Annotated in this window: 23 protein-coding genes; 9 read left to right on the forward strand and 14 right to left on the reverse strand. The window is 68.2% G+C overall.

From position 1 onward, the window contains the following. Window positions 1-129: 129 nt before the first annotated feature. Window positions 130-1,038 (forward strand): ABC transporter ATP-binding protein, encoded by a 909-nt coding sequence (locus ACWCPM_RS29995; protein WP_450979392.1) that lies wholly within the window; start codon window positions 130-132, stop codon window positions 1,036-1,038. Next, a complete protein-coding gene (locus ACWCPM_RS30000) occupies window positions 1,035-1,880 on the forward strand; it encodes an ABC transporter permease subunit (protein WP_450979393.1) in 846 nt (281 codons plus the stop codon). Before ACWCPM_RS29995 ends, ACWCPM_RS30000 begins: the two co-directional genes overlap by 4 nt. 78 nt (window positions 1,881-1,958) lie before the next feature. Here ACWCPM_RS30000 and ACWCPM_RS30005 read toward each other — a convergent pair whose 3' ends face one another. After that, window positions 1,959-5,012, reverse strand: a complete 3,054-nt coding sequence (locus ACWCPM_RS30005; RefSeq protein WP_450979394.1) for a Tn3 family transposase — start codon at window positions 5,010-5,012, stop codon at window positions 1,959-1,961. 461 nt (window positions 5,013-5,473) lie between these two features. Between ACWCPM_RS30005 and ACWCPM_RS30010 the strand changes: the two genes are divergently transcribed. Next, window positions 5,474-6,376: an ISL3 family transposase gene (locus ACWCPM_RS30010; RefSeq protein ID WP_450979395.1), complete on the forward strand. Its 903-nt coding sequence runs from the start codon at window positions 5,474-5,476 to the stop codon at window positions 6,374-6,376. A gap of 326 nt (window positions 6,377-6,702) precedes the next feature. Beyond that, entirely contained in the window at window positions 6,703-7,068 is a 366-nt protein-coding gene (locus tag ACWCPM_RS30015) for a transposase (RefSeq protein WP_450979420.1), read from the forward strand. A gap of 21 nt (window positions 7,069-7,089) precedes the next feature. Here ACWCPM_RS30015 and ACWCPM_RS30020 read toward each other — a convergent pair whose 3' ends face one another. Next, complete coding sequence (locus ACWCPM_RS30020; protein WP_450979396.1) at window positions 7,090-7,425, reverse strand: hypothetical protein; 336 nt, start codon at window positions 7,423-7,425, stop codon at window positions 7,090-7,092. A 554-nt stretch (window positions 7,426-7,979) separates the two neighbouring features. Between ACWCPM_RS30020 and ACWCPM_RS30025 the strand changes: the two genes are divergently transcribed. Further along, window positions 7,980-8,270 carry a hypothetical protein gene (locus ACWCPM_RS30025; protein ID WP_450979397.1) on the forward strand — a complete coding sequence of 97 codons (291 nt, stop codon included), beginning with the start codon at window positions 7,980-7,982 and terminating at the stop codon, window positions 8,268-8,270. 4 nt (window positions 8,271-8,274) lie between these two features. After that, a complete protein-coding gene (locus tag ACWCPM_RS30030; RefSeq protein WP_450979398.1) occupies window positions 8,275-8,958 on the forward strand; it encodes a hypothetical protein in 684 nt (227 codons plus the stop codon). A 201-nt stretch (window positions 8,959-9,159) separates the two neighbouring features. Here ACWCPM_RS30030 and ACWCPM_RS30035 read toward each other — a convergent pair whose 3' ends face one another. The 8 genes from ACWCPM_RS30035 to merB form a co-directional block, all read right to left on the reverse strand. Further along, complete coding sequence (locus ACWCPM_RS30035) at window positions 9,160-9,657, reverse strand: DUF6420 family protein (protein ID WP_450979399.1); 498 nt, start codon at window positions 9,655-9,657, stop codon at window positions 9,160-9,162. Window positions 9,658-9,700: 43 nt separating this feature from the next. Then, window positions 9,701-10,525 carry a hypothetical protein gene (locus ACWCPM_RS30040; protein WP_450979400.1) on the reverse strand — a complete coding sequence of 275 codons (825 nt, stop codon included), beginning with the start codon at window positions 10,523-10,525 and terminating at the stop codon, window positions 9,701-9,703. 285 nt (window positions 10,526-10,810) lie between these two features. After that, complete coding sequence (locus ACWCPM_RS30045; RefSeq protein WP_450979401.1) at window positions 10,811-11,986, reverse strand: hypothetical protein; 1,176 nt, start codon at window positions 11,984-11,986, stop codon at window positions 10,811-10,813. 178 nt (window positions 11,987-12,164) lie between these two features. Further along, window positions 12,165-12,569: a hypothetical protein gene (locus ACWCPM_RS30050; RefSeq protein WP_450979402.1), complete on the reverse strand. Its 405-nt coding sequence runs from the start codon at window positions 12,567-12,569 to the stop codon at window positions 12,165-12,167. A 21-nt stretch (window positions 12,570-12,590) separates the two neighbouring features. Further along, window positions 12,591-13,508, reverse strand: a complete 918-nt coding sequence (locus tag ACWCPM_RS30055; RefSeq protein ID WP_450979403.1) for a hypothetical protein — start codon at window positions 13,506-13,508, stop codon at window positions 12,591-12,593. 686 nt (window positions 13,509-14,194) lie between these two features. Then, window positions 14,195-14,527 (reverse strand): helix-turn-helix domain-containing protein, encoded by a 333-nt coding sequence (locus ACWCPM_RS30060; RefSeq protein ID WP_450979404.1) that lies wholly within the window; start codon window positions 14,525-14,527, stop codon window positions 14,195-14,197. Then, window positions 14,524-15,603 (reverse strand): tyrosine-type recombinase/integrase, encoded by a 1,080-nt coding sequence (locus tag ACWCPM_RS30065; protein WP_450979405.1) that lies wholly within the window; start codon window positions 15,601-15,603, stop codon window positions 14,524-14,526. Before ACWCPM_RS30065 ends, ACWCPM_RS30060 begins: the two co-directional genes overlap by 4 nt. A gap of 2,290 nt (window positions 15,604-17,893) precedes the next feature. Continuing rightward, on the reverse strand, window positions 17,894-18,871 hold the full coding sequence (gene merB / locus ACWCPM_RS30070) for an organomercurial lyase (protein ID WP_450979406.1): 978 nt from the start codon (window positions 18,869-18,871) through the stop codon (window positions 17,894-17,896). A gap of 87 nt (window positions 18,872-18,958) precedes the next feature. Here merB and ACWCPM_RS30075 point away from each other — a divergent pair, with 87 nt between their 5' ends. Next, window positions 18,959-19,363: a heavy metal-responsive transcriptional regulator gene (locus ACWCPM_RS30075; protein WP_450979407.1), complete on the forward strand. Its 405-nt coding sequence runs from the start codon at window positions 18,959-18,961 to the stop codon at window positions 19,361-19,363. Between the two features lie 1,288 nt (window positions 19,364-20,651). After that, entirely contained in the window at window positions 20,652-21,149 is a 498-nt protein-coding gene (locus ACWCPM_RS30080; RefSeq protein WP_450979408.1) for a DUF6624 domain-containing protein, read from the forward strand. A 354-nt stretch (window positions 21,150-21,503) separates the two neighbouring features. On the opposite strand, the gene ACWCPM_RS30085 is transcribed toward ACWCPM_RS30080, so the two are convergent. Further along, window positions 21,504-21,887, reverse strand: coding sequence for an RNaseH domain-containing protein (locus ACWCPM_RS30085; protein WP_450979409.1), 384 nt, complete (start codon window positions 21,885-21,887; stop codon window positions 21,504-21,506). A gap of 312 nt (window positions 21,888-22,199) precedes the next feature. Here ACWCPM_RS30085 and ACWCPM_RS30090 point away from each other — a divergent pair, with 312 nt between their 5' ends. Next, window positions 22,200-22,916 carry a transposase gene (locus ACWCPM_RS30090; RefSeq protein WP_450979410.1) on the forward strand — a complete coding sequence of 239 codons (717 nt, stop codon included), beginning with the start codon at window positions 22,200-22,202 and terminating at the stop codon, window positions 22,914-22,916. Between the two features lie 23 nt (window positions 22,917-22,939). Here ACWCPM_RS30090 and ACWCPM_RS30095 read toward each other — a convergent pair whose 3' ends face one another. From ACWCPM_RS30095 to ACWCPM_RS30105, 3 genes are all read right to left on the reverse strand, one after another. Further along, complete coding sequence (locus tag ACWCPM_RS30095; RefSeq protein WP_450979411.1) at window positions 22,940-23,665, reverse strand: DUF4241 domain-containing protein; 726 nt, start codon at window positions 23,663-23,665, stop codon at window positions 22,940-22,942. A 516-nt stretch (window positions 23,666-24,181) separates the two neighbouring features. Beyond that, the gene (locus ACWCPM_RS30100; RefSeq protein WP_450979412.1) at window positions 24,182-24,421 is read right to left on the reverse strand and encodes a hypothetical protein; all 240 of its coding nucleotides are present in this window, start codon (window positions 24,419-24,421) and stop codon (window positions 24,182-24,184) included. 469 nt (window positions 24,422-24,890) lie between these two features. Continuing rightward, window positions 24,891-25,355, reverse strand: coding sequence for a hypothetical protein (locus ACWCPM_RS30105; RefSeq protein ID WP_450979413.1), 465 nt, complete (start codon window positions 25,353-25,355; stop codon window positions 24,891-24,893). Between the last annotated feature and the right edge of the window lie 121 nt (window positions 25,356-25,476).

Genomic DNA, 25,476 nt, shown 5'->3' on the forward strand with positions numbered 1-25,476 from the left:
TGATCGTAGGCACCTGCATCTGACGGCACATCCGACCGTGGCCGTACAACCAGGGTTGACACCCGTCCTCTCCGATTGTCATCGGTGGTCCGATTACGAGCGGGGTCGCCCACCGGCACCGTTGTCCCCGTGATCGAAGTCAACGAGCTCACGAAGCGATACGGCGGCACGACGGCCGTCAAAGATCTGACCTTCACCGTGCGGCCCGGCCAGGTGACCGGGTTTCTCGGTCCGAACGGCGCCGGCAAGAGCACCACACTGCGGATGATCCTCGGCCTCCACGAGCCCACCAGCGGCACCGTCACCGTCGACGGCCGCCCTTTCCGCGACCGGCCCCGCGGCCTGCGTCATGTCGGCTCCCTTCTCGACGCGCACGATGTGCACGGCGGGCGCAGCGCGGTGGCGCAGCTGTCCGCCCTGGCCCGCAGCGCCCGCATCCCGCAGCGCCGGGTGGAGGAGGTTCTGCGGGAGGTCGGCCTCGCCGAGGTCGCCCGGCGCCGCATCGGCGGATTCTCGCTCGGCATGAAGCAGCGGCTCGGCATCGCTTCCGCCCTGCTCGGCGAACCACCGGTACTGCTCTTCGACGAGCCGCTCAACGGCCTTGACCCGGAGGGCGTGAAGTGGGTGCGTGACCTGTTCAGGCGTCTGGCCGCCGAGGGCCGCACGGTGTTTGTTTCCAGCCATCTCATGTCCGAGATGGAGCACACCGCCGACGAGCTGATCGTCATCGGCCGCGGTGAGCTGATTGCGGCCGAGAGCCTCACGGAGTTCTCCGCTCGCGGCACTGGGCTGAGCGTCACGGTGGGTACGCCCGCCGCTGACGTCCTGAGAGATCTGCTGACGGCCGAGGGCGCGGCCGTGGACACGGCGGGCGAACTGCTTGCTGTGACTGGTGTGACCGCGGTCCGGATCGGTGAGATCGCCATGGAGCACCGTATTCCGCTGCATCACCTCAGCACCCGGTCCGCCTCCTTGGAAGAGGCGTTCATGGAGCTCACCGCCGACAGCGTGCAATACCTCGCAGGAGACCCTCAGTGACCACGACGTACGCTCCCGTTGGCGGACTTGGCGCCGACGAACCCCGTGCCCGCTTTTACGACCTGGTGGCCGCCGAGTGGATCAAGCTTCGGTCGCTGCGCTCGACCTGGCTCGCGTACGGGGCCACCGCCCTGGCCGTCATCGCGTTCAACGCGGGGACCGCCTACGACACCTACAACTACTGGCCGGAGCGGAGCGCGACGGACCGGGCCGACTACGTCCGGGCCGGAATTCCGCTGCAGGAGGCGTTCACGGCGAACGCCGCCATGGTCATGATGCTCGCCCTCGGTGCCATCGGCGCCGTCGCGATCATCGGCGAGTACAGCACGGGCACCATTCGTACGACGTTCGCGGCCGTTCCGGCTCGCCGTTCGGTGATGGCCGCCAAAACGGTGGTCGTCACCGCGGTCACCACCGTCTTCGGCTTGATCGTCGCGGGGGCCTCGTTCGGCCTGACGCAGGCGATCCTCGACGGCCGGGACGCCGGCATATCGATCAGCTACCCGGGCGCCCTGCGTGTCGCAGTGGCGTCCGCCCTCCTTGCGCCCGTGTGCGCGGTCGTCGGCATGGCCATCGGCTCCGTCATCAGGCACACCTCGGCCACCATGATCGCCGCGGTGGCGGTCATCCTCGTGCTGCCCATCGTCTTCACCGAGGGCCGCCACTGGTCGGCGGTCGCCGGGCACGCCACGCTCTATCAGGCGTGGTTGCGGCTCGTGGAGGTCGGCCCCCGCCAGACCGACTTCCCGTGGACGACCGGCGGAGCCTGGACCGTCTACGCGGTGTGGGCGCTCACCGCAGCCGTGTTCGCCGTCACCAGCGCACAACGGCGCGACCAGTGAGAGGGCCGGTCGGCCAACTGCCCGGGTACGGACACTCCGGCCAAGGCGGCCGCGACCAGGATGACGGGTTGACGACCGTTATTCCTCATCGACGACATCGGGGTCACGCAGGGACCGCAGGCCACCCGGCAGGTCCGGGAGCTGGAAGGAGTACCGGCCGAGCATGTTGATGTGGTGTCGCACGAACGGAGAGAGGCGGGCCACGTCCTCGTCGCGGACGTCGAAGCCGTCGGCCCGGAGCTGGGTGATGGCGGCATCCATGTAGCGGGTGTTGAAGAGCACCAGGGCGTTGAGGACGAGGCCGAGGGCGCCGATCTGGTCCTCCATGCCGTCCTGGTAGCGCTGGTAGAGCTGCCCGGCCTTGCCGTGGAAGATCTTCCGGGCGAGCGCGTGGCGGCCTTCCTGGAGGTTGGCCTGCACCTTGATCTTCCGTCGGTAGGCCGGCTCGTCCGCCAGACGCAAGATGTGCAGGGTCTTGGAGATGCGCCCGTAGTGCGCGATCGCGTCGCCCAGCGGGGTGGGCCGGCCGTCGCGCGACAGCATCCGGATCACGTCGTAGGCCCGCACGGCCCCAGTGTGGATCGAGCCGATGATCCGCAGGATGTCCTCCCAGTGCCGCTCGATCCGGACCAGGTCGATCCGGCCGCGGGCCGCGTCCTGGAACGCGCCGTAGTGGGCCGTGCGGTCGATGCGCCACATCTTCTGGTCCGGCAGGTCGGCCAACTGCGGAGCGTAGGTGAACCCCGCCAAAGTCAGCAGGCCAAAGACAATGTCGGAGTACGAGGCGGTATCCGTAACGATCATGTCGGGGCGTTTGCCGCCGTCGCGGTCGTAGAGGACGTCCAGCACATACAGCGAGTCGCGCGGGGTGCCGGCCACCACCTTGCCGCCGAGTCCGGCCGCCTGGTCATTGATCATGTTGAGCCAGGTGGCACCGCCCCGCCGCCCGAAGTACTTCGGGTTCGGCCGTGCGTAGACCGAGGGCACCGGCACCACGAACCGCATCCCGTCCACGGAGGCGACCAGCCCGCCACCCCACGCACTGGCGAGCGGGATCGCCGCCTGGGCGTCGATCAGTGTGGCGTTCGCGGCCCGGTACGTCGCCAGCTGCAGATACGTCTGGTCGACGTGGGACAACCGCCCGTACTTCAGCGCGTCAACCCCGCTGATGACGGGGGTGTAGCCGACGTTGCAGCCATGGGCCACCAGCAGCGCCGCGATGGTGACGGGGAGGTCCTTGAGCCGGGCCTCGCTGCCGGTGACCGAGGTGAACGCCTGGTCGGCGCCGGTCCAGGAGAACACCTCCAGTAGCACCTCCGGCAGGTCGACGCGGGGCAGCATCGCGTTCACCGCAGCCCGCAGGTCGAGCAGGGAGGCCGGTTCGGGCTCCGGCTCCAACGCGGCGAAGTGCAGGCGGCCGTCATCGTCGAAAGAGATCTGCGCATTCTCCGGCAGGCGGCCCGAGACCTCCCGGTAGGTACCGTCCAGCAGCGCAGCCCGCGCCGCCAGGTGTTCGCCCGCCCCCTCGGGCAGGCCCAGGGACGCAAGGACGGTGGACTTGGCCTGCTCCCACGCCTCACCCGCCAGCAGCTTCGCCCTCGGGTCGCCCCACTTGGAGGAGTTCTTCGCGAAGATCTCCCGTCGGCGCAGCATCCGGTGGAACTGCTCCAGCACACAGAACACGTACGCCTTCCAGTCCACGGTCCCCTGCTCCAGGTTCGGCGCGGCCAGCACCAGGCGCCGCCAGGACCCGGCCAGCAGCTCGGTGTCGATCTCGGCAGGTCCCACCTTCTTGCGGCCCATCAGCTCCGGCAGCGTCTTCAGCGCGGCCAGAATCGGGGCGCCCTCCGGAGTCGCTCCGAAATCCACGACCTTGACCAGGAGCTTCAGGAACGGCCGCACCGTTCCGAACCGGGTGGCCAGCATCGCCCGCCATGACTGATCCGCATCGGAGTCCAGCGGCGGGGTCAGCTCGAACAGTGCCGCGATCGCGGCGGCCAGCTCGTTGCGCGGTACCACCGCCTCGATCTGTTCCCACATCGCCGCCAGCGTCTGCACCTTCGGGGGACTGATCTCCCCGGTGTAGGTGTCGACCTGCTCGGCAGTGGTGTCGAAGACCACCTGGAAGGCGGTCGCCAGCTTCGCCCCGGCCCGCTCGACTCTCGGTAGGGTTTTCATCTTCTCTTTGGCCGTCTCCCGCTCGGCCTTGGCCAGCAGTTTCGTGGCGATCAGCACCTCCAGCAGGTCCAAGGCGTCATCGACCGCCCGTGTCGTCAGGTGCACCGCGGTGGCCAGCAGAGTTGCCAGGCGCCGTGCGTCGTTGTGCCGCTTGAGCAGCGTCGCCTTACCGTCCACCCCGTACCGCGACAGCTCCGCGAGCCGGCGCGGCGGTATACCCGACATGTCCAGCGCACCCATACCTAGATCAGCGATCTCCTCTGCCCGGGCCAGGGACCACTTAATTTGCGGGCCCGACACCCGCACCGGCCCGCGCCGCAGCCGGTCCAGCTCCGAGACCCGCGCACCGGAAGGCACCGTCAGCAGCGAGTCCAGCACCGCTCGCTGGCCGGTGCTCAGCAGCCCGTAGAGGGTGTCCCACAGCCGCTGGTTCGCCGCCTCCCGGACATTGCCCACCAGCCGTGACAGGCGGCTCGCCCCGGGCAGAAGTACTCTGCGCTCGCGCAGCCATCCCGCCGCCGCGTCGAACAAAGCCTTCGGCCCGTCCCCGGTCGTCCAGGCCCTCGCGTCCAGCCACTCACTCAGCTCGGCCGAGACCTCGGCGAAGTCCCGCCAGCCCCCGACCTCCTGAATCTCCCCGGCGTGGGTGCGGGCCGTCCCGTCCCGCTCGCCGTACTCCTTCAGGCATGAAGGGTCCGCGATCTCCAGCTGCTCGGCCAGGTACTCGGCCACTTCCTCCGGCACCTGCCGCGGGTCCGGCAGGAACCGGCCCAAGTAGCGCACGCTCGTGAGCTGGACCGCGTACCCGAGCCGGTTGTGCGCACGCCGCTTGGCTTGCACCGCTTCCCTGTCCGTGTCGTCCAGGAAGAAGTACCGCTCCAACTCGGTTCGGGACGGCGCCCCGACAAACGCCCCGTACCCAGCCTGCTCACCTGGCAGAAACTCGACCGCCACAACAACTCTCCGAAGATCGACAACAGCGACCCACGAAGGCTCTGACAGGCGATCACCCCAGGTCAAAGCGCCAATCAACACCGCGAAGGCTTAGCGCACGATCTGACATGGATGTTCCTCAAGCCCCGGTGACCCCTGCCGTAAGCGTTATCTCGGGTGAGTAATGAGTGTCAGGTATGTGAGGCAAGTTGCCCGTTAAGGGACGTGCCTTACGAATATCTGAGGGGCTGTGAGCCACGTTGGCGTCGCTTCTGACGGCGAGTGAACGGGGCGCTCCGGCTCGGTGAAGGCCTCCCTGATCAGGCGGTTGTGGGCCAGGCCCGTGGGTGGGGAGCCAAGGTGAGCAACTCTGCGGAGACCCTGAGCGCAGGGTGGGGAATTTCAGGGCTCTGGCCGCAGTTCCGTGAATCCCCAGGTCAGCAGTAGGAACGCGGGATCGTTTCGGCAGCGTACTTCCTGCCGTGGCGAGCAAGGCGGTTGAGGATGTGCTGTTTCCCGGGATCGATGTGCGGGTGGAGGGGATGAGCGACTCCTCCGGCATCCTGGTGGTGGAGACGGTGTCGACGGCCCGTCCGGGCCGGTGCCCAAACTGTCGCAAGCAGGCCCGCCGCGTGTACAGTACCTATCAACGCACCTTGAATGAGCGGCCGTTGGGCTCACGCCAGGTCATCGTCCGCCTGCGGGTGCGCCGGTACTTCTGCGACCTGAAGAACTGTTCCCGTAAGACGTTCGTCGAGCAGGTGCCGGGTCTGTCCACGCGCTACCGTCGGTCGAGTACCGGGCTTGCGGACTGGCTGCGGTCGATCGCGATCGAGCTCGGCGGCCGTCCCGCCGCACGGCTGTGCCGACGCCTGCGGCTGACTGCGGGCCGAACCCGGCTGCTCAGGCTACTGACGGCGCCAGCGGTGTCGGACCGTGCCCCGCGGGTACTGGGGGTGGACGAGTTTGCCTTCCGCAAGGGCTGCACCTACGGCACCGTGCTGGTCGACGTCGAGGCCGGCCGGGTCGCGGACGTACTGCCCGACCGCACCTCCGAGACGTTCGCGACCTGGCTCACCGAGCATCCCGGCGCCGAGATCATCTGCCGGGACCGGGCCACCGCCTACACCAAGGCGGTCAAGGAAGCCGCCCCTCACGCCCTGGAAGTCGCTGATCGCTGGCACCTGTTGCAGAACCTGTCCGCCGCGGCGGAGAAGACCTGTCACCAGCACCGCGACTGCCTGCGCAAACATGCCGAGGAGGAGACGGCGACCGAGGCGCCGGAGCCACCCCCGATGCTGTTACCGCCCGCGGAACTGCCCCGCACCCAGATCATCGAATGCACCCGCCACCGCTACGAGGACATCCACCGCCTGCTGGAGTAACGCTGGACGATCAGCGCCATCGCCCGCCGGCTTAACCTCGACCGCAAAACCGTGCGCCGCTTCCGCGACACCGACCTCGACCAACTGCTGGCCTCCGCCCGCGACCGCCGCCCAACGGCGTCCTGGAGCCCTTCAAGGCATACCTCAACGCTCGCTTCACCGAGGCGCAAGGCCAGGTCAGCGGCACTCGGCTGTTCCTGGAGATCCAGGCGCGCGGCTACCGCGGCAGCCGACAGGTCGTCTGCAAACACCTCGCCGCCCTCCGCGCGGGCACCGCCGAACCGGTCCGGGCGGACATCCCGAGCCCTCGCAAGATCACCTCGTGGATCATGCGGCCTCGGGAGACGCTCACCGAGAGCCAGGACGAGCGACTCCTTCAAGTCCGGCTCGCCTGCCCGGACATCACTCGGGCCTGCGATCTCGCACGGGCGTTCGCCGATCTGGTCCGTCACCAGCGCGGATACCTGCTGCTGGAGTGGATCCGGCAGGCCGAGCAGGACGCACCCAAGCCCATGAAGGGCTTCGCCGGCTTCCTCCGCCAGGATCTCGAGGCGGTGACCGCCGGCCTCACCCTCCCCTGGAGCTCCGGGGTCGTCGAAGGGCACGTGAACCGGGTTAAGACGCTCAAGCGAGCCATGTACGGCCGAGCCTCGTTCGCCCTCCTCCGGACCCGAATTCTCACCCAGCCATGAAGGCTACGACTCATGCTCGCCTCATGCCACGAGCATGACGGCAAAGGCCGCCATCAGAGTGTCCACCCTCAGCAGCAGCTCAGGGTTGGAAGTTCCCGCCACGCGGACAGAAACCTCATTGCCACCCACGGCCTGCGCGAGGTGCACTTCGAGGCGATGGTCCGACCCCACGAGTGGATAGCTGTACCAGCGATCCGGGTGCTCATCATCGGTGGCCTCAAGGCCGAGTTCGACCGCCTGCCAGTCGATGCCATCGAAGTCGTAGCCGGCGTAACGCGCCAAGAGAGCCAACAAGGGCTGGACGTTCTCGTTCCAGATCCAGCCCTCTACCGCGCGTTCCCGGTCGCTCTCTGTCATCCAGCCAGAGTGCCACATGCGGCACGTTCGCTCCCCGCCATATGTCCGTTCACGGAACTGCGGTCAGAGCCGTTTTCAAGAATCGCCATCAGGGGTCCGCCCCTTGGGCGCCCGGTGCCGCATGGAACACACGTAAGGCCCGTGCAAGGAGCACAGGCCTTACCGGCGTGTGAACTAGGTCACACTGGGGCGAGTTCGCGGCCCGCCCCCAAGCCCTCCAAGCACCGGACGGCTCATGCCAAGACAATGCGGCCTAGGCCATGAAGAAGTCAAAGTTCTCGGACAGGTCCGGACGGATTTACTGGGCCCGTCCAAGCGAGAAGTCGCAAGTCTCGGACAGGCCCGGACGGCTCGGCCGCACCCTCTCGGACACCTCTCGCCACTAGGAACACCGGAACCATGTGTTCCGTCAATTTGTGTACCCATGACGGGATTTGCTGGGCTGAACGCACGCCGGGCATGCTCGATCCTGCGCAAGCGCCGAAGGGTTCGCGGCCCTTCGTTCCGTACCCGCCCAACCTCCAAGCACCGGCTCACAGACAATGGAGAGGCTCATGTATTTCCGCTTCGACCTGGGATTCGGCTCGGGCCGTCCCGCGCCCGGCTGCGTCCTCTGCCCCGGCGTCCCCCGCAGCTTCGGCTTCTACCGGGGCGACGGTCTCACGGATGGCATCGCCGCCGGCCGCGGCTTCGGCTTCGTCCGCGTGCTGCTGGGCCTGCTCACAGCGGCCGCCCTGGTGTGGGGGATCCTGGACGGCCATGCCGTCGAGTGCATTGCCGCGGTGATCGCGGCCGTGCTCGTCGACGTGATCGCCCGGCTCCTGCACGGCTGCAAGGAGGCGTGACGATATGGCCGTCACCCTCGACCCGAGGATCAACGTGCGGAAGAGCCTGAACAGGCTCTTCGCCCGGTCCGGCCTTTCGCTCGAGATGCTAGCTCACCAGCTGGACGTCACCACGAGCCTCCTGGAGAGCTACCTCAGCGTAGAGGTCGTTCCCGATCCGTCGACCTACCTGAAGCTCCGGAGCGCACTGTCGAAGTCGCCGGACGAAGACCGGGGAATGGGGCTGGATCAGTGGTACATCGCACTCCTCGCCAGGGAGCAGCAGAAGCCTCAGAAGCGGAAGCGGACGAGCAAGATCAATGAGAGGCATGTCATCCCGGCCGGGGAGCCCGACCCGCTGACGGCGATGTCCCCCAAGGACCTCGTGGAGAAGCTGCGGGAGGTCCACCGGTGGGCGCTGGAGCCGTCCCTGCGAGAGCTGGAGGGACGTACCGGACACAGGCTCAAGCGCTCCACGATCGGTGACATGCTCCACCCCAACAACACAAAGCTGCCCCGTTTCGACAGGTACGCGATCTTCCTGGAGGCCTGCGGGGTCTCGGATATGTCCTACTGGATCAGCGCCTGGCGGAAGTTCGCACTGCCGACACGAACGCCGCGGGGTCGGATGATCGAGAAAAGCACGCTCGCCAGGTACAGCATCCTGCTGGAGCACAGGACGCGAAACGAGTTCCTCAACGCCTCGTAGGCATCGGCTAGACCGCGAAAGGTCTCACGGACGAACGTTCGTGGGACCTTTCGCATGCCCGGGCATGCCGACTACCTTGCGCCAGGTGTCTGAACCAGGACTCCGGGGTGACGCTGAGGACCGGGTGAGCAGTCCCGTCACCCGGGCGGCGGCGCAGGTCTGCCGCCCATGCGTGGAGGGGGTCGGCGAGACACGGGGCCTCTAGCCGCCGCTGACCTGGCCCTCCTCACCCTCCCGACGGACAGGCCCGGCCAATTCTTCGCTCTCCCGCCAGAGCCGATCCACGGGAGCGAAGTCCCCCAACTCGACCGCGAGCGCAGCGCGCACGAACGCGGCGAGCGCGACACTTCCGTTGCACACCTCGAAGATGCGCAGTACCCCGTCCGCGTACGCGGCGCGGTGCCGACAACCGGCGTGCACGCAGTGGCCCTCCGCGGCCAGGGCGAGCCGCTTGAAGGCGGCGTTCTTCTCGTCGGTGAGCTGTGCGGGACAGCCCAGGTGGTCCAACGTGATCCGGATGTGGGCGGACTTCTCGGGCGGGTGGATGGTGAGCCGTCCGCCGCCGGGCGTGACGTAGCGGCCGGGCGTCACCGGTGGGTACGGATGGATTACCGGCAGATCTTTATCCACTGCGTGCAGGGCGGGCAGTCCGTCGTACTCGGTGTAGGGGCCTGCAATGCCGTTGTGCTCGATTGCCATGCGGTCCTCGTTTCGGTCGCGGGGCGGCCGTACGGCCGCCCCGTCACGCGCTGGTGACAGGCACGTTCCGCAGCAGTGCGGAAGTCATCGACAGGAGCGTCTCCGCCTCGACTCGGTCGTACTTGAAGGCCTTGGTGACCGCGTCGTTGTGCAGGGCTCCGCAGGTCTGGCTGTACAGGGCGTCCTGGATCCGCCACCACCGCTCGGTCTGGTTGCACTGGCTGGCTTGCTTCCTCGGCCCGGGGTTGTCCCAGGTGACGTTGTCCCGGACCCACTCCAGGGCCCGCCTGACTTCCAGGATCGACGCCCGGATCTCGCCCACGGTCAGCAGCCGCTGCGCCTCCCGCAGCGTCCGTCCGACCTCGTCCCGCTCCGGATCGCCGAGCGGGTACGGCACGGCCATCTCGAACGCCGCGGACGGCCCCAGCTGCGCGAGCTGTTGTTCCCACCGGCTCTTGGCGATCGTGATGTGCACCGTCTCCTGGGCGCTCCCCGGGTAGCCGGGCGCCTGCGGCAGGGTCGCGTTGAGGTCGATCTCAAACCGGACGTCGCCGGTGCGGCCCTCCTCGATCGCGTGGACCTGCAACGACGTCAGCGGGAACGACAGGTTCACGTGGTGGACGGTCACCTTCGGGGTGTAGGGCAGGTTCACTGTCGTCCGGGCGAGCCGGGAGCGCTGCCCCATCGTGTCGAAGCCGAACAGGTCCGCCTCCAGGGCGAGGATCTTCCCTGCCTCGGTGAAGGGCGACGCCCCGACGTCGAGGTGGACTCTCAGCTCGTGGGCTCCCAGTGCGCGGTGCAGCCACGTCTGGTCGCTGCTGACCGCAGCGGTGAACCGGATGTCGTCGTCGAAGCGGAGTTCCTGCATAGCTCCCCCAAAGGGCGTGTCGATCACCCGATTCTGCCGGGCGGGCCGCCGCACCACCGCCGATTTCCCCCGGGCCGTGAGCTCCAGTCCACAGACCCAACGGGCCCCGGCTGCGGCCACTCAGGCCGTCCGGCGCGCACCACCTCGACCCATAGCCGCCGGGGCGCCTTCGCCAGCACCGTCGCCTTCGCCCGGTCCGTGATCGGCTGAACCGGCCCGGGCGAACAGCGCGCCCGGGCCGACGCCGTCACGTGCATGGCGCGTCGGCCCTTTCGAGGGCTTGGGTCACCGCGAGGTACGCCGTTGGTCGCGGCGGGCGGTGACCAGACTTCGCCATTGCTGCCGGGTGTGCTGTGCGCCGTCGATCCAGCGTGCCGGTGAGGCTTCCTCGAGGGGCAGGTTGGCCATGAAAGCGGCGATGTCGGTGTAGTAGGCGAAGTCGCCGCCGCGGGTGCTCTCACGCAGCCGGGCGATCGTTGTGGCCACCTGGTCCTGGTCGTCGCGGACGGCGTGGTGGAAGGCGAGGGCGAGGTCCAGGGCGAGTTCGGTGTACGTCACGCCCGCTGTGCGGATCTCGGTGCGCAGCACCTGGGCGCGGTCTTCGAAGTCGGCGTCGGTGCGGCCGGCGTCGCGGGCGAGCGCCGCGATATGGGTGATGAGGGTGGTGGCGCGCAGATCCACGCCGGCCAGCAGCTGCTCAGCGAAGGCGAGTTCGTTGTCGGCGATGTCCGGGTCGGTGAAGGCCAGGGCGAAGGCACGGTGTGCCTGGCTGTTGCCGCGCTCACCGGTGACACCGTGGTGTTCGGCTTCGTCACGTGCGGCGGCGGCGCGGTCCATGTCGCCGTGGGGCCACCAGATGTCGCCTTCGACGCGGTGGTGGCGGCCTTCCCAGCCCAAGGTGTGGGCGGTGGCCAGGGCGGTGGGGAAGTCGCCGGCCATGCAGGCGAGATGGGCCAGTCCGCGGCGGGCGGCGGGGGCGAGGCGGCCCTGGCCGTCGGCGACGGCCTGCATGCCCGCGCGGGAGGCCGGACTGTCCCCGAGGTCGCGGTGGGTCTTGGCCCGGTAGTACAGCGCCATGTGCTGCAGGTCATCGGGGAGCAGGTGGCTGTCGATGACCGTGGTGAGGCGGGCGACGGTGTGCGAGCGGTGCTGGTGCTGGCGGCGGGCGAGCGCGCTGAGGAGTTCGACCAGGGCGTCGGCGGCCGTGTCCAGTCCCGTGCTGTCGGCGTCGGGTGGGGCGAAGGGCTCCCACACGGAGTCGCTGACGTAGGTCCAGGCGGCGGGCGTGAGCCAGCCGAGGTTCAGCCGGTGGTCGCGGGCGAGGCGCAGGCCCTGACGCAGGTAGGCGATCAGTAGGAGCCGGTCCGGTCCGGGTGCGGCCTGGTGCTGCTCGCCCAGGGCCGTGAAGGCCCGCTGGGCGGCCTGCTGCCAGTCGCGTTCGGTCCAGCGGTCGTCGGTCATGATCAACCTCAGCGGCACTTCCTGCACGGCACCTACTCGCACCCGGAGAGGCCCGTGAGTTCAGGGGAACTGAAGGTTTCTCGTTGGGAACCCGAGGGTCTGGTGTCCTGATTCCCGGGTGCGGCCCCTTGGGTTGGTTGTGAACCCGCGCGGGGGTGCGTGTCGTCTGGAATCGGTCTCACGCTTCGTCGCGGTGAGTGAGGTGGCCGTCGGTCAGCCGCCAGTAGTGCTGGTGGTCAGTCAGTTGCCAGGTCTCGTCGGCGGCGATCGCCTGCGTGATCCATTCGTGGAGTTGCGGGAGGGCCTGCGCTCGTAGAACAGCGCGGGTGGCTGCACGTTCAGTGGCATCGACGGGGTGGACGTCTATGCGGAAGCCGACCATGTCCGGATGGGTGCCGCGGCCGTAGTTGCGGGGGTTCGGAGCGATCCATGCTGCTCCCAAGACGATGGTCCCGCTGTCATGTCCGGTGAGGAATGCCAGGTCCGTGACTCGGGTCATGTAGGGGCCGAGGCACTCGTTGATGTCGGTGGTGGTCAGTGGCCAGGCACGGTGCCGGGGCAGTCTTCGATTTCGTGCGGACATGGCAAGCAGAATGGCAGAAGGTCACTGTCGGCTCTCGGGTATTTGTTCGGCGGCCTGCTCCAGCAACGCCCGTGCTGAGTCCGCGTAGCGCATCGCGGTCTTCTCGTCGAGCCCGAAGACCTCGGCGAGGTGGAGCGGGTCAGGGCCTCTGACCATGGCCTCTTCGAGCTGCCGGTCGACGCGGAGTCTCTCCAGGGTCGCTTCCTGTCCCCGCATCGGAGCGCTGATCCAGTGATTACTGGCGCGGCTCGTCGTGTTGGCGGTCTGGTTGTTGATCAGCAGGTGGAGGTTCGCGGTGGTCGGCCACCGGCGGCGCCGGTGCTCCAGCCAGTCCAGCAGCAGTTGCAAGGTGAGATCGTCGAGCGGGCGGGGGCGTCCGGCGACGGTCAGCCGGCGGTTGCCGAGGTCGACGTCGTCGAGCATGAGGTTGGCGATCTGGGCGACCCGGGCGGCGTGGACCGCTGCGAGGGCGAGGATGAGCCGGGTCGCCGGGGTGGTGGCCGCTGCGACGGAGCGGTCGACCTGCTCGGGGATGAGCGGTTGCAGTACGGCGTACTCGTACTGTCCGACCTTGATCCGGCTGGTGGGGTTGCGGAAGATCAGTCCGTTCCGTTTGGCCCAGGTGAACAGCGAGCGCAGAGCGACGAGTTGGTCGTGGCGCTGGTGGCCGTGCAGTGTCTTGATGTAGGTGAGGACGTCGTCGCGGGTCACCTCCCGCAGGTGGTCGTAGGGGTTCGACCATTCCAGCAGGGCCGGGCGGACCCGGTTGAGGTAGAGCCAGACCGTGCCGTCCCGTCGCGGGAGGCTGCGGGGACCGCCGTCGCGCAGGACGCGGGTCCAGCGCTCGGCCTCCGAGCGGATGCCGGGTGCGAGACCCTCCAGCCTCTCGGCGATCCAGCGTTCGAAGGAGGGTTCGCTGTCGTCCTCGTAGATCCCCATCTCGTCCAGGACCGTGACAGTGTGGCCGACCGGCAGGTCCAGGGCCCGCAGCGGGGCGAAGATCTCCGTGTGCCGGATGACGTCGCCCTCGAGGTAGCCGGTGAGGACGAGGGCCAGGCCGCGGTTGACGGCGAAGCGGATGTTGCGTCCCCAGCCTCGGGTCTCGGCGAGTCGGTGGGCGAGGTACTTTGCCCAGGCCAGCCACGGGCTGGTCAGGTCGACGTCGGACAGGGCGAGTCAGCTGTACTCACGGGGGGTCTGTGCGAACAGCGGTAGCTGCTGCCAGCCGGGATCCGGGCGCCAGGCCGGCAGGAGGCGGCTTGCGCGGGGCTCCCCGCCGTTCTTCGCGCGTCCGAGCCGTGGGGGTCGGTCTCCTGCGGTAGTGCATCCCGACGAACAACAGTTGGTGATGCCGGACGGCGGCGAGCCGGTCCCGCACGTCCGTCTCGTCCGTGGGCTGGCCGACGACGGCCTTCGCACTGAGGCGAGCCTGGCACCAGCACAGGCGGCAGTAGTTCCACTTCAGCGGCTGGACGCGGTGGCAGCCGGTGCATGCGGACGCGTCGTGGCCGCGGCCGAACATGTAGCAGGTGGGGCAGAGGCGACCGCTGAAGTTTCCCCAGGCCAGGCAGCTGTCGCAGGAGTCGGTGGGCTTGATGTAGCCCTTCGGGAACCGTGCCACTGGATCACTCCGGCGGCAGCGACCGGCCGTCCCGGCGCTTGGGGATCACCTTCGGTGCGGCGGTTCCCGCACCGACCGCGGCCCGTTCCGTCTCCTCTGCCTGGCCAGGTCGGCTGACCTTCCCCGGTTCGGGGATCAGCAGGTCGCCGATCTCGCAGCCGAGGACCACGCAGATGACGTCCAGGTCCTCCAGCTTGAGCGAGACCGGCTGGCCGGACCACAGCCCGGACATCTTGCCGGCCGAGATCACCAGGCCGTGCTCGGCCAGGCTCCGCTGGAGCTCGGACGCCTTCCAGATACCCTTGTTCGCGGCGGTCAGCCGCAGGTTCCACCTCATCGGGCCAGTCCTTCCAGCCGCTTCGCGGCCCGTTCCATCCCGGCAACCCAGGCGTCCTCGACCCGGGTCTGCTGCACGTGGATGTACCGCATGGTCGTGGCGATCCAGGAATGTCCTAAGACCTCCTGGATCGCGAGCAAATCCAGCCCATTTCCGTAGAGTTGGGACGAGCAGAAATGCCGCAGCACGTGCGGCGTCAACTTGTCCGTCCAGCCCGGCAGATGAGCCTCGACGGCGTTGTCGAGCCCATTGCGCAGGGCGTCGTCACCGACCCGGCGGGCGGAACCGTCGGTGTTCTTCCGCTCGCTCGGGAACAGTGGGGCGCCGGGCCTGGCGTGATCGTCGTCGAACTGGCCCCACACGTCCTCGATGAACCACCGCAGTGTCCGGTCGGCACCGTTGATCAGCGGCACCATCCGCTCGCGCGGCCCCGAGCCGCGGGCGCCCTTGCCGTGGCGGACGTGGAGCTTGCCGAAGCGGCCCAGGTCCCACTTGATGTCGTCCAGGTCGAGCCCACATGCCTCGCTCACCCGCAGGCCGACCTGGGACATCAATTTCGAGGCGGTGTAGTTCCGGGCGGTCGGGGCGAACTTCCGGCAGGCGGCCAGCTCGCCGCCCCAGCCGGTGAACAACGTCCCGATCTCCGGCTCACTCGGCGGGATCCGCAGTTGGGCGTCCTTGGCCCCACGCGGACGGTTCATCTCGTCGATCGGGCACTCGACCACCCGGCCGGTCATCCTGTGGATTTCGACCTTTTGCCGCAACTCCAGGAACATGAAGTACGTGCTCAACGCCTGCGACCGGCCCAGCCGGGTGCCGCTGGGCGAGTGCCGCAACACCTTCCCGAAGTACACGTCCGCGTCAGCGGGCTCCATCTCCCACAAGGGCCGGCCGAACCAGGTCCTGATCTGATCCAGATGACCGACGTCCCCGCGGATGGTGCCGTCCGCTAGCCCTGCCGAGGCCCGCGCCAGGATGAACCCGGACAGCACATCGGTCTCGAACCGCTCCAGCTCCTCCGCCGACGCGGGCGCCCAGTGCTCACACAGGTCCCGCACGACTGCCAGCGCCGCCAACCCGAGCCTCCTCACCTTCGACTCGACTGCGGAACGGTCGGACGAGATGAGAACGCTTCAGGAATCCCGAAGTTACGTCACAGGCCAGCAGAGCACACGAAGGAGGAAGAACCCCCTGGCCACGGGTCCGAGGACTCAGCGAGGCTCAGGGGAACTTACGGGATGTCGCACATTCTCGGGCAGTGAGCGCTCCGACCCCGACCGTCGCCATCAAGGGAATCACCGGCATCAGCACTCCGATTCCCCACGCAACGGGGCCAGTTTCCACGGCTTCGTAGGTGCCCCAGGGCGTCCGGGAGACTCGAACAACCTCGCGTGGGCGGCCTTCGTACTGGACCTCTACCGTGCGCTTCTCGTTGCCCATCTGGGGGCCGCTGCATACGGTGTGACTTCCCGCGCGCCCAGCGCTCTCTTGATGGCACTCTGCGAGCCGGACCTGTACGGCGTTTCCCAGCAGGTCCAACTGCGCGAGGCTGGTCATCACAGACCACGTCACCGCTGCGATGCCGAGCAAGGCGAGCACACCGTATCCGACGATCGCGCACCGCCACCCTCTTGTCATAAACAGAGCATGCCCCGAATTCGGCGCGTCCCCGCGCACGTCGACCGCAGGAGCGCAAGGCCTCGCCGCTCGCCGCAACGCCATGCCAGCAGACCGCCGCGCCCTGCATAGTTGGCGTTGCCCTCGGCAAGCAGGAAGCCGGCATCTTGCCGAGGTACGGCTATGACTCGGAGCACTGTCCATGCCAGTCTTTGGACATGGGGCTCAGTTTCAAAATACATGGGGGCGTCGCAGCCGGTCTGGGAACAGCGCTTCTTGGGCTTGCCGGACTCACGTGGCTGCCGGGGACCTTGCCGGTGACGGGCTCGGGATGGCTACCCGCGGCGATCATGGTGTCGCTCTTCCCGGTTTTTGTTGCCGCACTGATCCGTCTTCTTTTGAGGCGACCAGACCGACATTCCATGTGGCTGGCCGTTCGGTGCCTGCCGATCAAGGTGCAGGTTGTGCTCGTGACGCTGTTCGTTTCGGGCATGCTGCTGTCCGTGAGCGGAGTCAGAGAGGGGCACCTGCAGGCGGCCGAAACGAAGGACGGCCGGTACTTCGCCTTCAACACGACTCCCAATGAACGCGGACAGATCGAGGTCTCCTGGATTAATACCTGGACGTCCTGGCGAATGACCAGCGCAGCATGTTCGCGATCTCAGGCGTGCTCTTTGTCGGGGCCGCATGCAGCGTCCTCGCTGCCGGCGAGCTACGCCGTGCAGAGCTTGCACGGCACCGCCGTCGCCCTGATCCAGTCCTTGCCAGCGGGGCCGACAACAAGCGAGTGGGGGACCAAAAGCACGCGTGAGGTCCTCCTCCCGACGAGGGGAGAGGACATCACCCTCCCCGAGAGGGCCCTGGCCAACGGGTGCAGCCTCCAAGTGGCGCCGCTTACGCACCGCTCTCAAGCACGTGTGTGGAGAACCCCGCCCCTCCGGTGACCAGATGCTGCTGCAGGTCCTCGGTGCGGCTCACCGTCATCTGGTTGTGCGTAAAAGCGCCGCGTCACAGCAGGGCGCTTCGCGGTCTGTGCCTGCACGTACTGCGTTTCGGCGGCGCCCCAGGGAGTCTAACTGCGCAGACAGCAGGAAAGCGGAAGCTGCTTGGCCCGTCCGGCCCCTTGGCCCTGTACGTCCTGTGACTATGCGACGCAGTCGGTTGGCCGCTCCTGAGCGCCTCGGCAACCGTTCCGGTTCGGTGCGGGTCCTTTGCAGCAGGCCCCGTTCGGGGTCATTGGACGCGAGGGTGGAGGAGTGCCATGGGGGTTCGCAGGGCACGTCCGCTGGAAACCGCAGGTAAGAGCTGTGCACCCGGGTCGACTCGCTCCCACAGTCCGGGCATGCCGCCCCGTCCGCCGTACTGCAGACGTCGATGCATATCGCCTCGTCGCTCACGTCCAGCGACAGCACCGACACGTCCGCGATGGACGGTAACAGCAGGCCGCTCCAAGCGGGGCGCCATCTCTTCCACGACGCCGTACTGTCGACCGCATCAAGATCGGCCTTGGTCATTATTCAGGCAACTTCCCGGAGCCCGATTGGAGCGTCAGTCGTCACTCAGCGAGCGCACATCACGGAATGTGTGCCAGAAACCGAGTCACGACAGCGCTTGTTCACGTTTTCGGGAGGCACCCGTCATGAGTCGAAGTCGGTGTTCACGAGAACAGGAGGCAGCGAGTACCGGCAATGGGTGACACAGCAGATCCGCTGCCAAGATGCACTCGTGTCGGCGCGTGCCACGTGGCTATCAAGGGGCGAGCAGGGGGCCGAAAGTCTGGCGGCCGATGCGCTCGGCGGTCGGCTGGTCGACTACCTGGCCGGGGACGTCGGGGTGCTGACTTGTCCAAGCGCAGGCATTCGCGGCGTCGGTGAAGAAGTTCAGGGCGTCGCAGCAGGTCGAAGCGGCGGGTCCGCCTCCGGGACGCTGCCCCACGAAGACCACCGCGGAGGTCGGTTCCCACCGCACTGTGCCGGTGGATGAGGTGACGGTGATGGGGTCGCCAGTGACTGGGTCGGCGGAGGAGATCACCGCGTCCTGGCCGAGCATGTCAGGGATACCCAGGGCGTCGATGGCGCACATCGACCAGACCTCCACTCCGTTGTCGAGGCGGACCCTGTGCCGGGTGGGGACAGCGGAGAACGGGTAGGCGGCGCGGATGTTCCCGGTCTCGTCCAGGGTGAGGAAGTCCTCGTCGGCCAGCTCGGCAAGCACCTCGGTGGCGCTCCGCCCGGCTCCGGTTGCCACGGGCTGGAGCGTCTGGGCGTCGGGAGCGGCTCCCGTGGCGGCGAAGTGGCGCAGGATCTGCTGGTGCACCACGCGCAGCCCGTTCTCGACAGGTGCGCGGCGCCCGCGGCCAGCCCGCCCGACCACGTCCAGCGGCTGCGGGGTGCAGCAGTCCGAAGCCCCCGCATCACAGGTTTGTGGGATGGCCCCGGCGAGGGCCTGCCGAAGGGCGGTCTCGTCCGGCGCGCCCGACACGGTGCCGTCGGCGTTCCTGTAGAGGCGGCACGAGAGGCTCGGCACCGCCCCGGGCGGCGCGAACGGGTCAGTGCCGTCGATCAGGATCGTCGGCGACCCGTACATGCCCAACCGGGCGGCCTCAGCCTCATCGGCCACCTCAACCAGCTCCACCTGAGCCTGCCGTCCTCCCAGCGCGGCGGCCACCCGCTCAAGCGCGGGCCGCGCGTTCGGGCAATCCGCCACCCTCAGCACAGTGACGTGCATCTGCCTGTCCTCCTAGACCGTCGTCCGTCTTCCGAACCGACGGTAGACCTTCCAGTGCACTGGAAGGTCAAGGGTTAGCGTGGAGACATGCGCATCGGCGACCTCGCCGCCCACACCGGGGTGACGACCAAGACCATCCGCTTCTACGAGGACAGCGGCCTGTTGCCCGTACCCCCGCGCACCCCGGGTGGCTACCGGGACTACCCCGACCACACGGCAACGCGACTCGCATTCATCCGTGACGCCCAGCGCGCCGGCCTCACCCTCGCCGAGATCCGCTCGATCATCGCCCTGCGCGACGATGGCCACTCACCCTGCACCCACGTTACCGACCTCATCCATGAGCACCTGGACGACATCGACCGGCGTATGGCCGAGCTCGCCGCCACCCGCGAAGCACTCCGCGACCTCGCAGCCCGCGCAGCGACCACCGACCCCGCCGCCTGCGGCGCGGACGACATCTGCACGATCCTCAAGCCCGCACGGCCGTAGGCCGCTGCCAACTCGTTCTTGTGAACAGAGCCAGGTCGGCCGAGATACGGCCGAAAGTGATAGGGGGAGGGAGTGGCCGGGCACCGTCGGCGAACGCGATGTGCGGCCGCGTGCATGAACCACTCCCAGACGGCCTTGCGGAAACTGACCCCGACAACAGCATGTCGATCAGACTCACCTGTCCAGCCCCTGTCCGCTACCTGTCCGTGCGGGAGTGGAATCCCCGGCGCTGGCTGCTCGGAGCGGGGTAGCGTTTTTGGTCATGCACAGCGATCTCGGCACCGATCAGGCTTGGGAACGGCTGCGGGCCAGCCGCTCGAATCCACCAGGCAGGGCCAGCACCGGCGCTCGCCGCAAGACCTATGCAGCTGCCCTGGAACAGACTGGGCAGATGTTCCGGGCGCTTCTTGCCTCTGGCATTGGATCAGCCGAGGCCCCCAGCACCTGACGGTTGGCCGCGACGACGCTGCCACCTGACTGCTCGACCTGGCGCGGTGGTGTCCCGCACTGGAACGTCCTCCGCACCGGGCCCCTGCACCTGTCCGTGCGCCTGCGCCGCTTTTTCGTCCTGCACGCACCACTGCGCCCTGGTATCACGTCCCACCCGCTCAGCGTCGCTGCCGGACCGGACCGCGTCCGCCTCGGGGGCGGATGATCGGATGACGCAGCCCTGACCGGGTGGGGCGGGCTGGCGTCCTGCCCAGCTGCCTTCGTCGACGACGAGGCCCCCGGTTGTTAGGGACTTTGCCGACGGGGCGCTTCGGGGTCTGCCCGGGGCAGCTCTCGGGGTCGTGAGGTCCGTCGGGGAGGAGCCGGGGCACCGGGCCGTTGTCGCCTTCGAGGACCTCGTCGTCGGGCGATGAGGCCTGCCGCGCTCGCGGCGGGGGTGAGCGGGCGGCCCGTCCGGGCAACGTGCGACAGGAGCCCGGACAGGCTCCGGTCGCGATTGTGCCCGACGGGCAGAATCGGAGGATGCCGACAGGCCGGACTCCTGGGCCTGCATCCTGGCTGTCTGCGGTCGCCGACACCGGTCGGTACCGAGCCGGCGACATCCCGGACCACGGCGTGGGCGGCATGCCACGGCTCTCCCGCTGCCGCCGGCAAGGGAGTTGCCCATGTTTGTTTGTCCGGCTTGCTCGTCCGGTGGGCGGGTCGGATGCGGCCGTGCGGTCGGTCTGTACACCTCTCGACCGCCCCGAGTTCCCGGAACTGACCATTGGCCGCAGCGCCCGGCAGGACACTGTTTGTCCAGCTTCCTGTCACAGAGCGGCGAACGGGGATCCGGCTCATGATGAACGACGAACTGGCCGCGGAGCTCCTCCTCCGCGCCGAACGGGACCAGGCGGCGCGGCACCTGGCCCTCACGACCCGTGACGGACGCGAGATGTGCCGGATCGATGGCGACAACACCGCCTGGCTGAAACAGGTCATCTCCGAACGCGGTTGGCCGGGCGTCGCGTTGGTGGGGGAGAGCGGAGCCGATGCGGCATGGCTGCTTGCCCAGCACGCGGACCTAGATCCGGTCTTTCAGTGCCGGGCTCTCGAACTTCTGAGGGCCGCGGTCGAGGCTGAGGACGCGTTACCGCGCCACGTCGCCTACCTCACCGACCGGGTTCTGGTCGCGGCCGGCGAGCCGCAGGTGTACGGAACGCAGTACACCGACGACGGGGACGGCACGAACGTGCGCCTGCAGCCCGTTGCCGATCCTGACCGGCTTGATGAGCGCCGTGCCGCGATGGGCCTGGAGTCGGCGGCGGAGTACGACCGGCGCATGCGCGGTCATTGACCACCGGTGGGCCGCTGCCCTCGGGCAGCTGCGGCCAGGTGTCCGGTTCCTGCTGCCGCCACCTCCCGGTGCCGATGTCATCACCCTCGAAGGTGGCGCCCGGCGCGATGTAGGGAAGAACGTCGTCGGCGTGGACCCGATCGGTGAGCACCCGGTAGTGCCGCTGCCAGGTCAGCGGCCACGGGCAGTTCCAGTCCGGGGCGATCGCCGCCAGCTGCTTCGCGCGCTCCGCCGCGCGCTTCGGGTCCTTGCCGAGGCGGCCCCTTCCGTCGGAGGTCTCCTCGTCCGTGCCACCTCGCCTTGGGGCACAGGCTGGTCGTCTCCTCCTGCGCGGTGTTTCCGTTTTCGGCGGCATCAGGGGTGCCCTCGGCGCTCTCCGCGGTGCGGCGGTAGTAGGGGTGGGTGGAGTCCATCCTGCGGGCGAGGTGGAGGGGGTGGGGTGCTTTGGCGGACGTCGGAGGTGACGCCCTGGTTGGTCAGGACGGCGGCGAAGGCTCCGATGAGGTCGCAGTCGGCGTCGGGGTTCTGGGCGATGACGGTGAACCGGGTGGCGGTGTGGGCGTAGCCGTTCTTGCTCTGGCTGTTGCTGTCGAAGCGTGTTTCGTCTTTGCCGAAGCGGCCGGCGGGGCCGGCGGCCCAGGTGCGGGGGACGTTGACGAGCAGGAGGTCGGGGTAGGTGACGGCGCCGTCGTCGGTGGAAGAGGCTGTCGGTGGTGTCGGTGGTGCGCCAGGTGCCATCGCTGGTGCGCATGTGGGCCTCGGTGGGGCGGCCGATGCGTTCCAGGTCGCCGATGACGCGGACGGTGGCCAGGGGGCGTTGGGCGCGAGGGAGGTTGTGGCCGGGCAGCCAGGACGCTGGCCGGGGCATTCCGGGCTGCGGGTCCCGGCCACCTGTGGCAGGGCCTCGGCCGAGCCGTGGAGACCTGCGTCGCCACCCATCGCGACTGCCTACGCCACCCATCGCCCAGCAGCATGTTGCCGGAGGCCCCTCTGGGTTCCGGTCGACCGCAGGACGACTCGGCGCCCACCGGTCGGCGGGCCGAGCGGAAGATGGCAGCACATGCCCTGGTCCACGAGTTCCTAGCCCAAGGTCACTCGCGCCGGGCGATTGGCCGGCGCCTAGGCTGGGGTCTCAATACCGTGCTCCGCTACGCGAACGACGCACAGTGGCATGACACTATCCGCGACAACCGGCCCCGGCCCAGCAGACTGGACCCCTACAAGCCCTACCTGGAGCGACGCTTCGCCGAGGGATGTACCAGCGTCACCCGCCTCCACAGCGCACTTGTTGCCGAAAGCGCGCCCGTCACCTACCTGATGGTCCGCGCCCACATCGCCACCCTCCGCGGGGCTCCGGCCGGCGCGCCGCCCCGGCATCCGACGGTGCGCCAGGTGACCGGCTGGCTCACCCGACACCCCACCGCGCTGAGCGAGGACGACCGCGCCGGGCTGAAGGATGTTCTGACACGCTGCCCCGAACTGGACACAGCCGCCGCGCATGTCCGCGACTTCGGCGAGATACTCAGCCATCATCAGGGTGCCAGGCTCCCTGCCTGGATCGACGCAGTCGACGCCAGTCAACTACCTGGCCTCACCCGATTCGCACTTCATCTGCTACGGGTCCTCGATGCCGTCATTGCGGGGCTCAGGCTGCAGTGGAGCTCCGGCAGCATCGAGGGAGCCGTGAACCGCATCAAGAAGATCAAGCGGCAGCTCTACGGTCGAGCTGGATTCGAACTCCTCCGCAAGATGATCCTGCTGCAGTAGCGCCTTGCAGACAGGGAGCAGCGTCAGGCTTTGGCGCCAGGCATGCCGCTGGTGACGACGATCTTGGCCACGTCGCCGGTCTTGGTGCGGCCCAACCAGACGACGTCGCCCGATTCGGCCGTGAACATGACCAGATCGGCTAGTTGCGACTCGTCGCGTACCCGCTCGCACCATCCGGGCAGCCGTTCGGTTTCGCGCGGCACCGGAATGCCGTCCTTGAATGCGCGAAATGGCGCGGACAAGGTCGTCCACGCACCTGCGTCGGCGAAGCAGCCAACATTGGCGTCGGAGTAAAAGCGGGGTTCCTCGCCTGGCTGAAGCCGGTCGACATCGTCTTCGACGCCCAGGCCCATCTCCCACCCGATCACAGGGTCGTCACTGATGCACAGGCGCGTCGCGGCACACTCAACGCCATCGAAGTGCTCGCCGAAAAACTCGTACGGGCCCGCCGTCCATGCGATCTCCACTCGGTAGACGCCCGGGGGAATGCGCACCGCCAGCTCCCGCGAGGGCCTCGTCGGCAAACCTTGCTCGTACATCCAGACGTCGTCGTCGTCGAACGGAGCATCGACGACAAGACGGCCGCTGGGCACGCGCATGGTGGTCACCTCCTCGATCCCTGTCACAACGATGGGCGTTGTCGGATCGTCGTACACCGTCCCCAGGTGAGCGCCGGGCGTGAAAGCCGTCTCCAGGTACCAGGCGGCCTCAGGCCCAGCTGCCAGCCGCGCGTCCCCGACCCACTTCATGTCTCACCCCTCCTCGCCGCCCGGCCGGGCGGTCAACCGAAACGTACGTGGGCCCGCTGACATCGGCACTTCGCCTATCGTTCTCGAGCGCAGGCTGCCCGACTGATCAACCTGCTGTGCAGCTAGAGCAACGGGACAGTGCGGTGGCAGGCCAGGGGAGCCGCGATGAGCAACTCTGAGGCCATGCGAGGACGGGGCGGGGAGATTTAAATTCTCTACCACGAGCCACATATTCCAAGCTCGCGAGCGCCCTGCAATCGAACGAAACCGTCACGGTTCATGATCGCTCCCCAAGATCTGTGCCAGAACCCAGAACTGGTGAACAAAACCACCAAGGGCGCTGTCGGTGACAAGTACCGTGCGTCGGCTCATGTGACTGAGCGCTTCGTGGCAGGGCAAGCTTGACTCGTGGACCAAGGGGTGGCTGCGCTGATCGGTGCGGGGGTGGGCGTCGTCGGCTCCGCGGTCGTAGGTGGGCTTGCATGAAGCGCACAGCGTTGGCAGCTGGTACGTCAGCTATGTGCTGAGGACGTCCCATGGCGTCGGCAACACGGCTGAAAAGACCCCGGCGTCGTCGTCAAGTGCGAGCCACACCGTCTTGACGGGGCGTGCGGCCAGGGTGCGGGCGAAGGCGCCGGGCACGATGAGGTCCGCGACCTCGTCGACCACGCCGGTGACGGCGTAGATGGCCCGGCTGGTGCCTCGCTGGAAGGTGCTGGGTACTGCGGATCTGGTGGGTGGAGCAGCGGTTGGCACGGCGGAGAACCTCCGGCGGTGGACAGTGGGCCGCCGGGACCGTGCCGTTCGCGTGGAGCTACTGTCCTGCGCGGGCCTCCGCAGGCTGCTGGGACTGCGCCTCAGCTTCGGAACGGGCGATGGACCACCCCCGGGTCCAGTAGCGGTACCCGAACCGCTCCTCGACGCCGCCGACATGTTGTACGGGCAGGCGTCGGAGGGGTCTCCGGCCGCGTATGCGGCCTTGCCCTCGTTGAGCCGGTCCTGGTAGGCCTGACGGTTGAGCTGGGTCGCCACGGTCGGATCTCCTTACTGGCCCGCGAACATCGAGTCCTGGATGCCGCGGTCGCCGGCCGGGGGCGGTCCGCTCGGGGCGGCTCCTCCTGCAGCGTTCGCTCGGTCCTCGCCGTTGTGGTGCGTCTGTGCCATCTGCGCCCCGTCAACGTCGGTCGCCCATGCGTCTGGGTCGGTGTAGCGCCACACTTGGCCGTCACCGTCCCTCACCCACCCGGTCAGTGTGCCGTCCGTGGCCTTGTCGAGCCAAGCCTGTTCGCCGGAGCTGCCGGTGTAGGCGCACCAGGCTTCGGGGCCGTCGGGGGTCGGTCTCGTCGCCCTCGTTGTACTCGTCCCCGGCCCAGGGACGGGAAGCGTCGTCGGGCTGCTCCGGGGCGGCGTTGGGTGCGCCCCCGCCTTCACCTTCCGGTGGGGTGTCGGGCGTCGGGGGTGCCGTGGGGTCATCCGCGGGCGCGGCTGGATCCTCCTCGATCGCGGCCGGGGCCGCCGCCGGGTCCTCGGGCAGGTCCTCCTCGAAGTCCTCGGCGGGCTCGGTGTCGGAGATGCCGGGGGCGGCCTTGTCGAGCGGAGTCTCCTCGGTGCCCTCGTTCTCGTCGTCTTCCTCCACGAAGGGCTTGCCGCCCTGAGGGAGAACCTTGATGGCCAATCCGTATCCGGTCACGGACAGAGGATGGTGCGTCGAGGCGCCTTACGTCCTCGTCTGCCTCTCAAGAGCGCTCTCTGCGTGATAGACCGTTTGGTCGATGCGCCGAACGAGGTCGGGGTGAGGTCAAGTGCCCGAA

The organism is Streptomyces sp. NPDC002309, assembly GCF_053593375.1.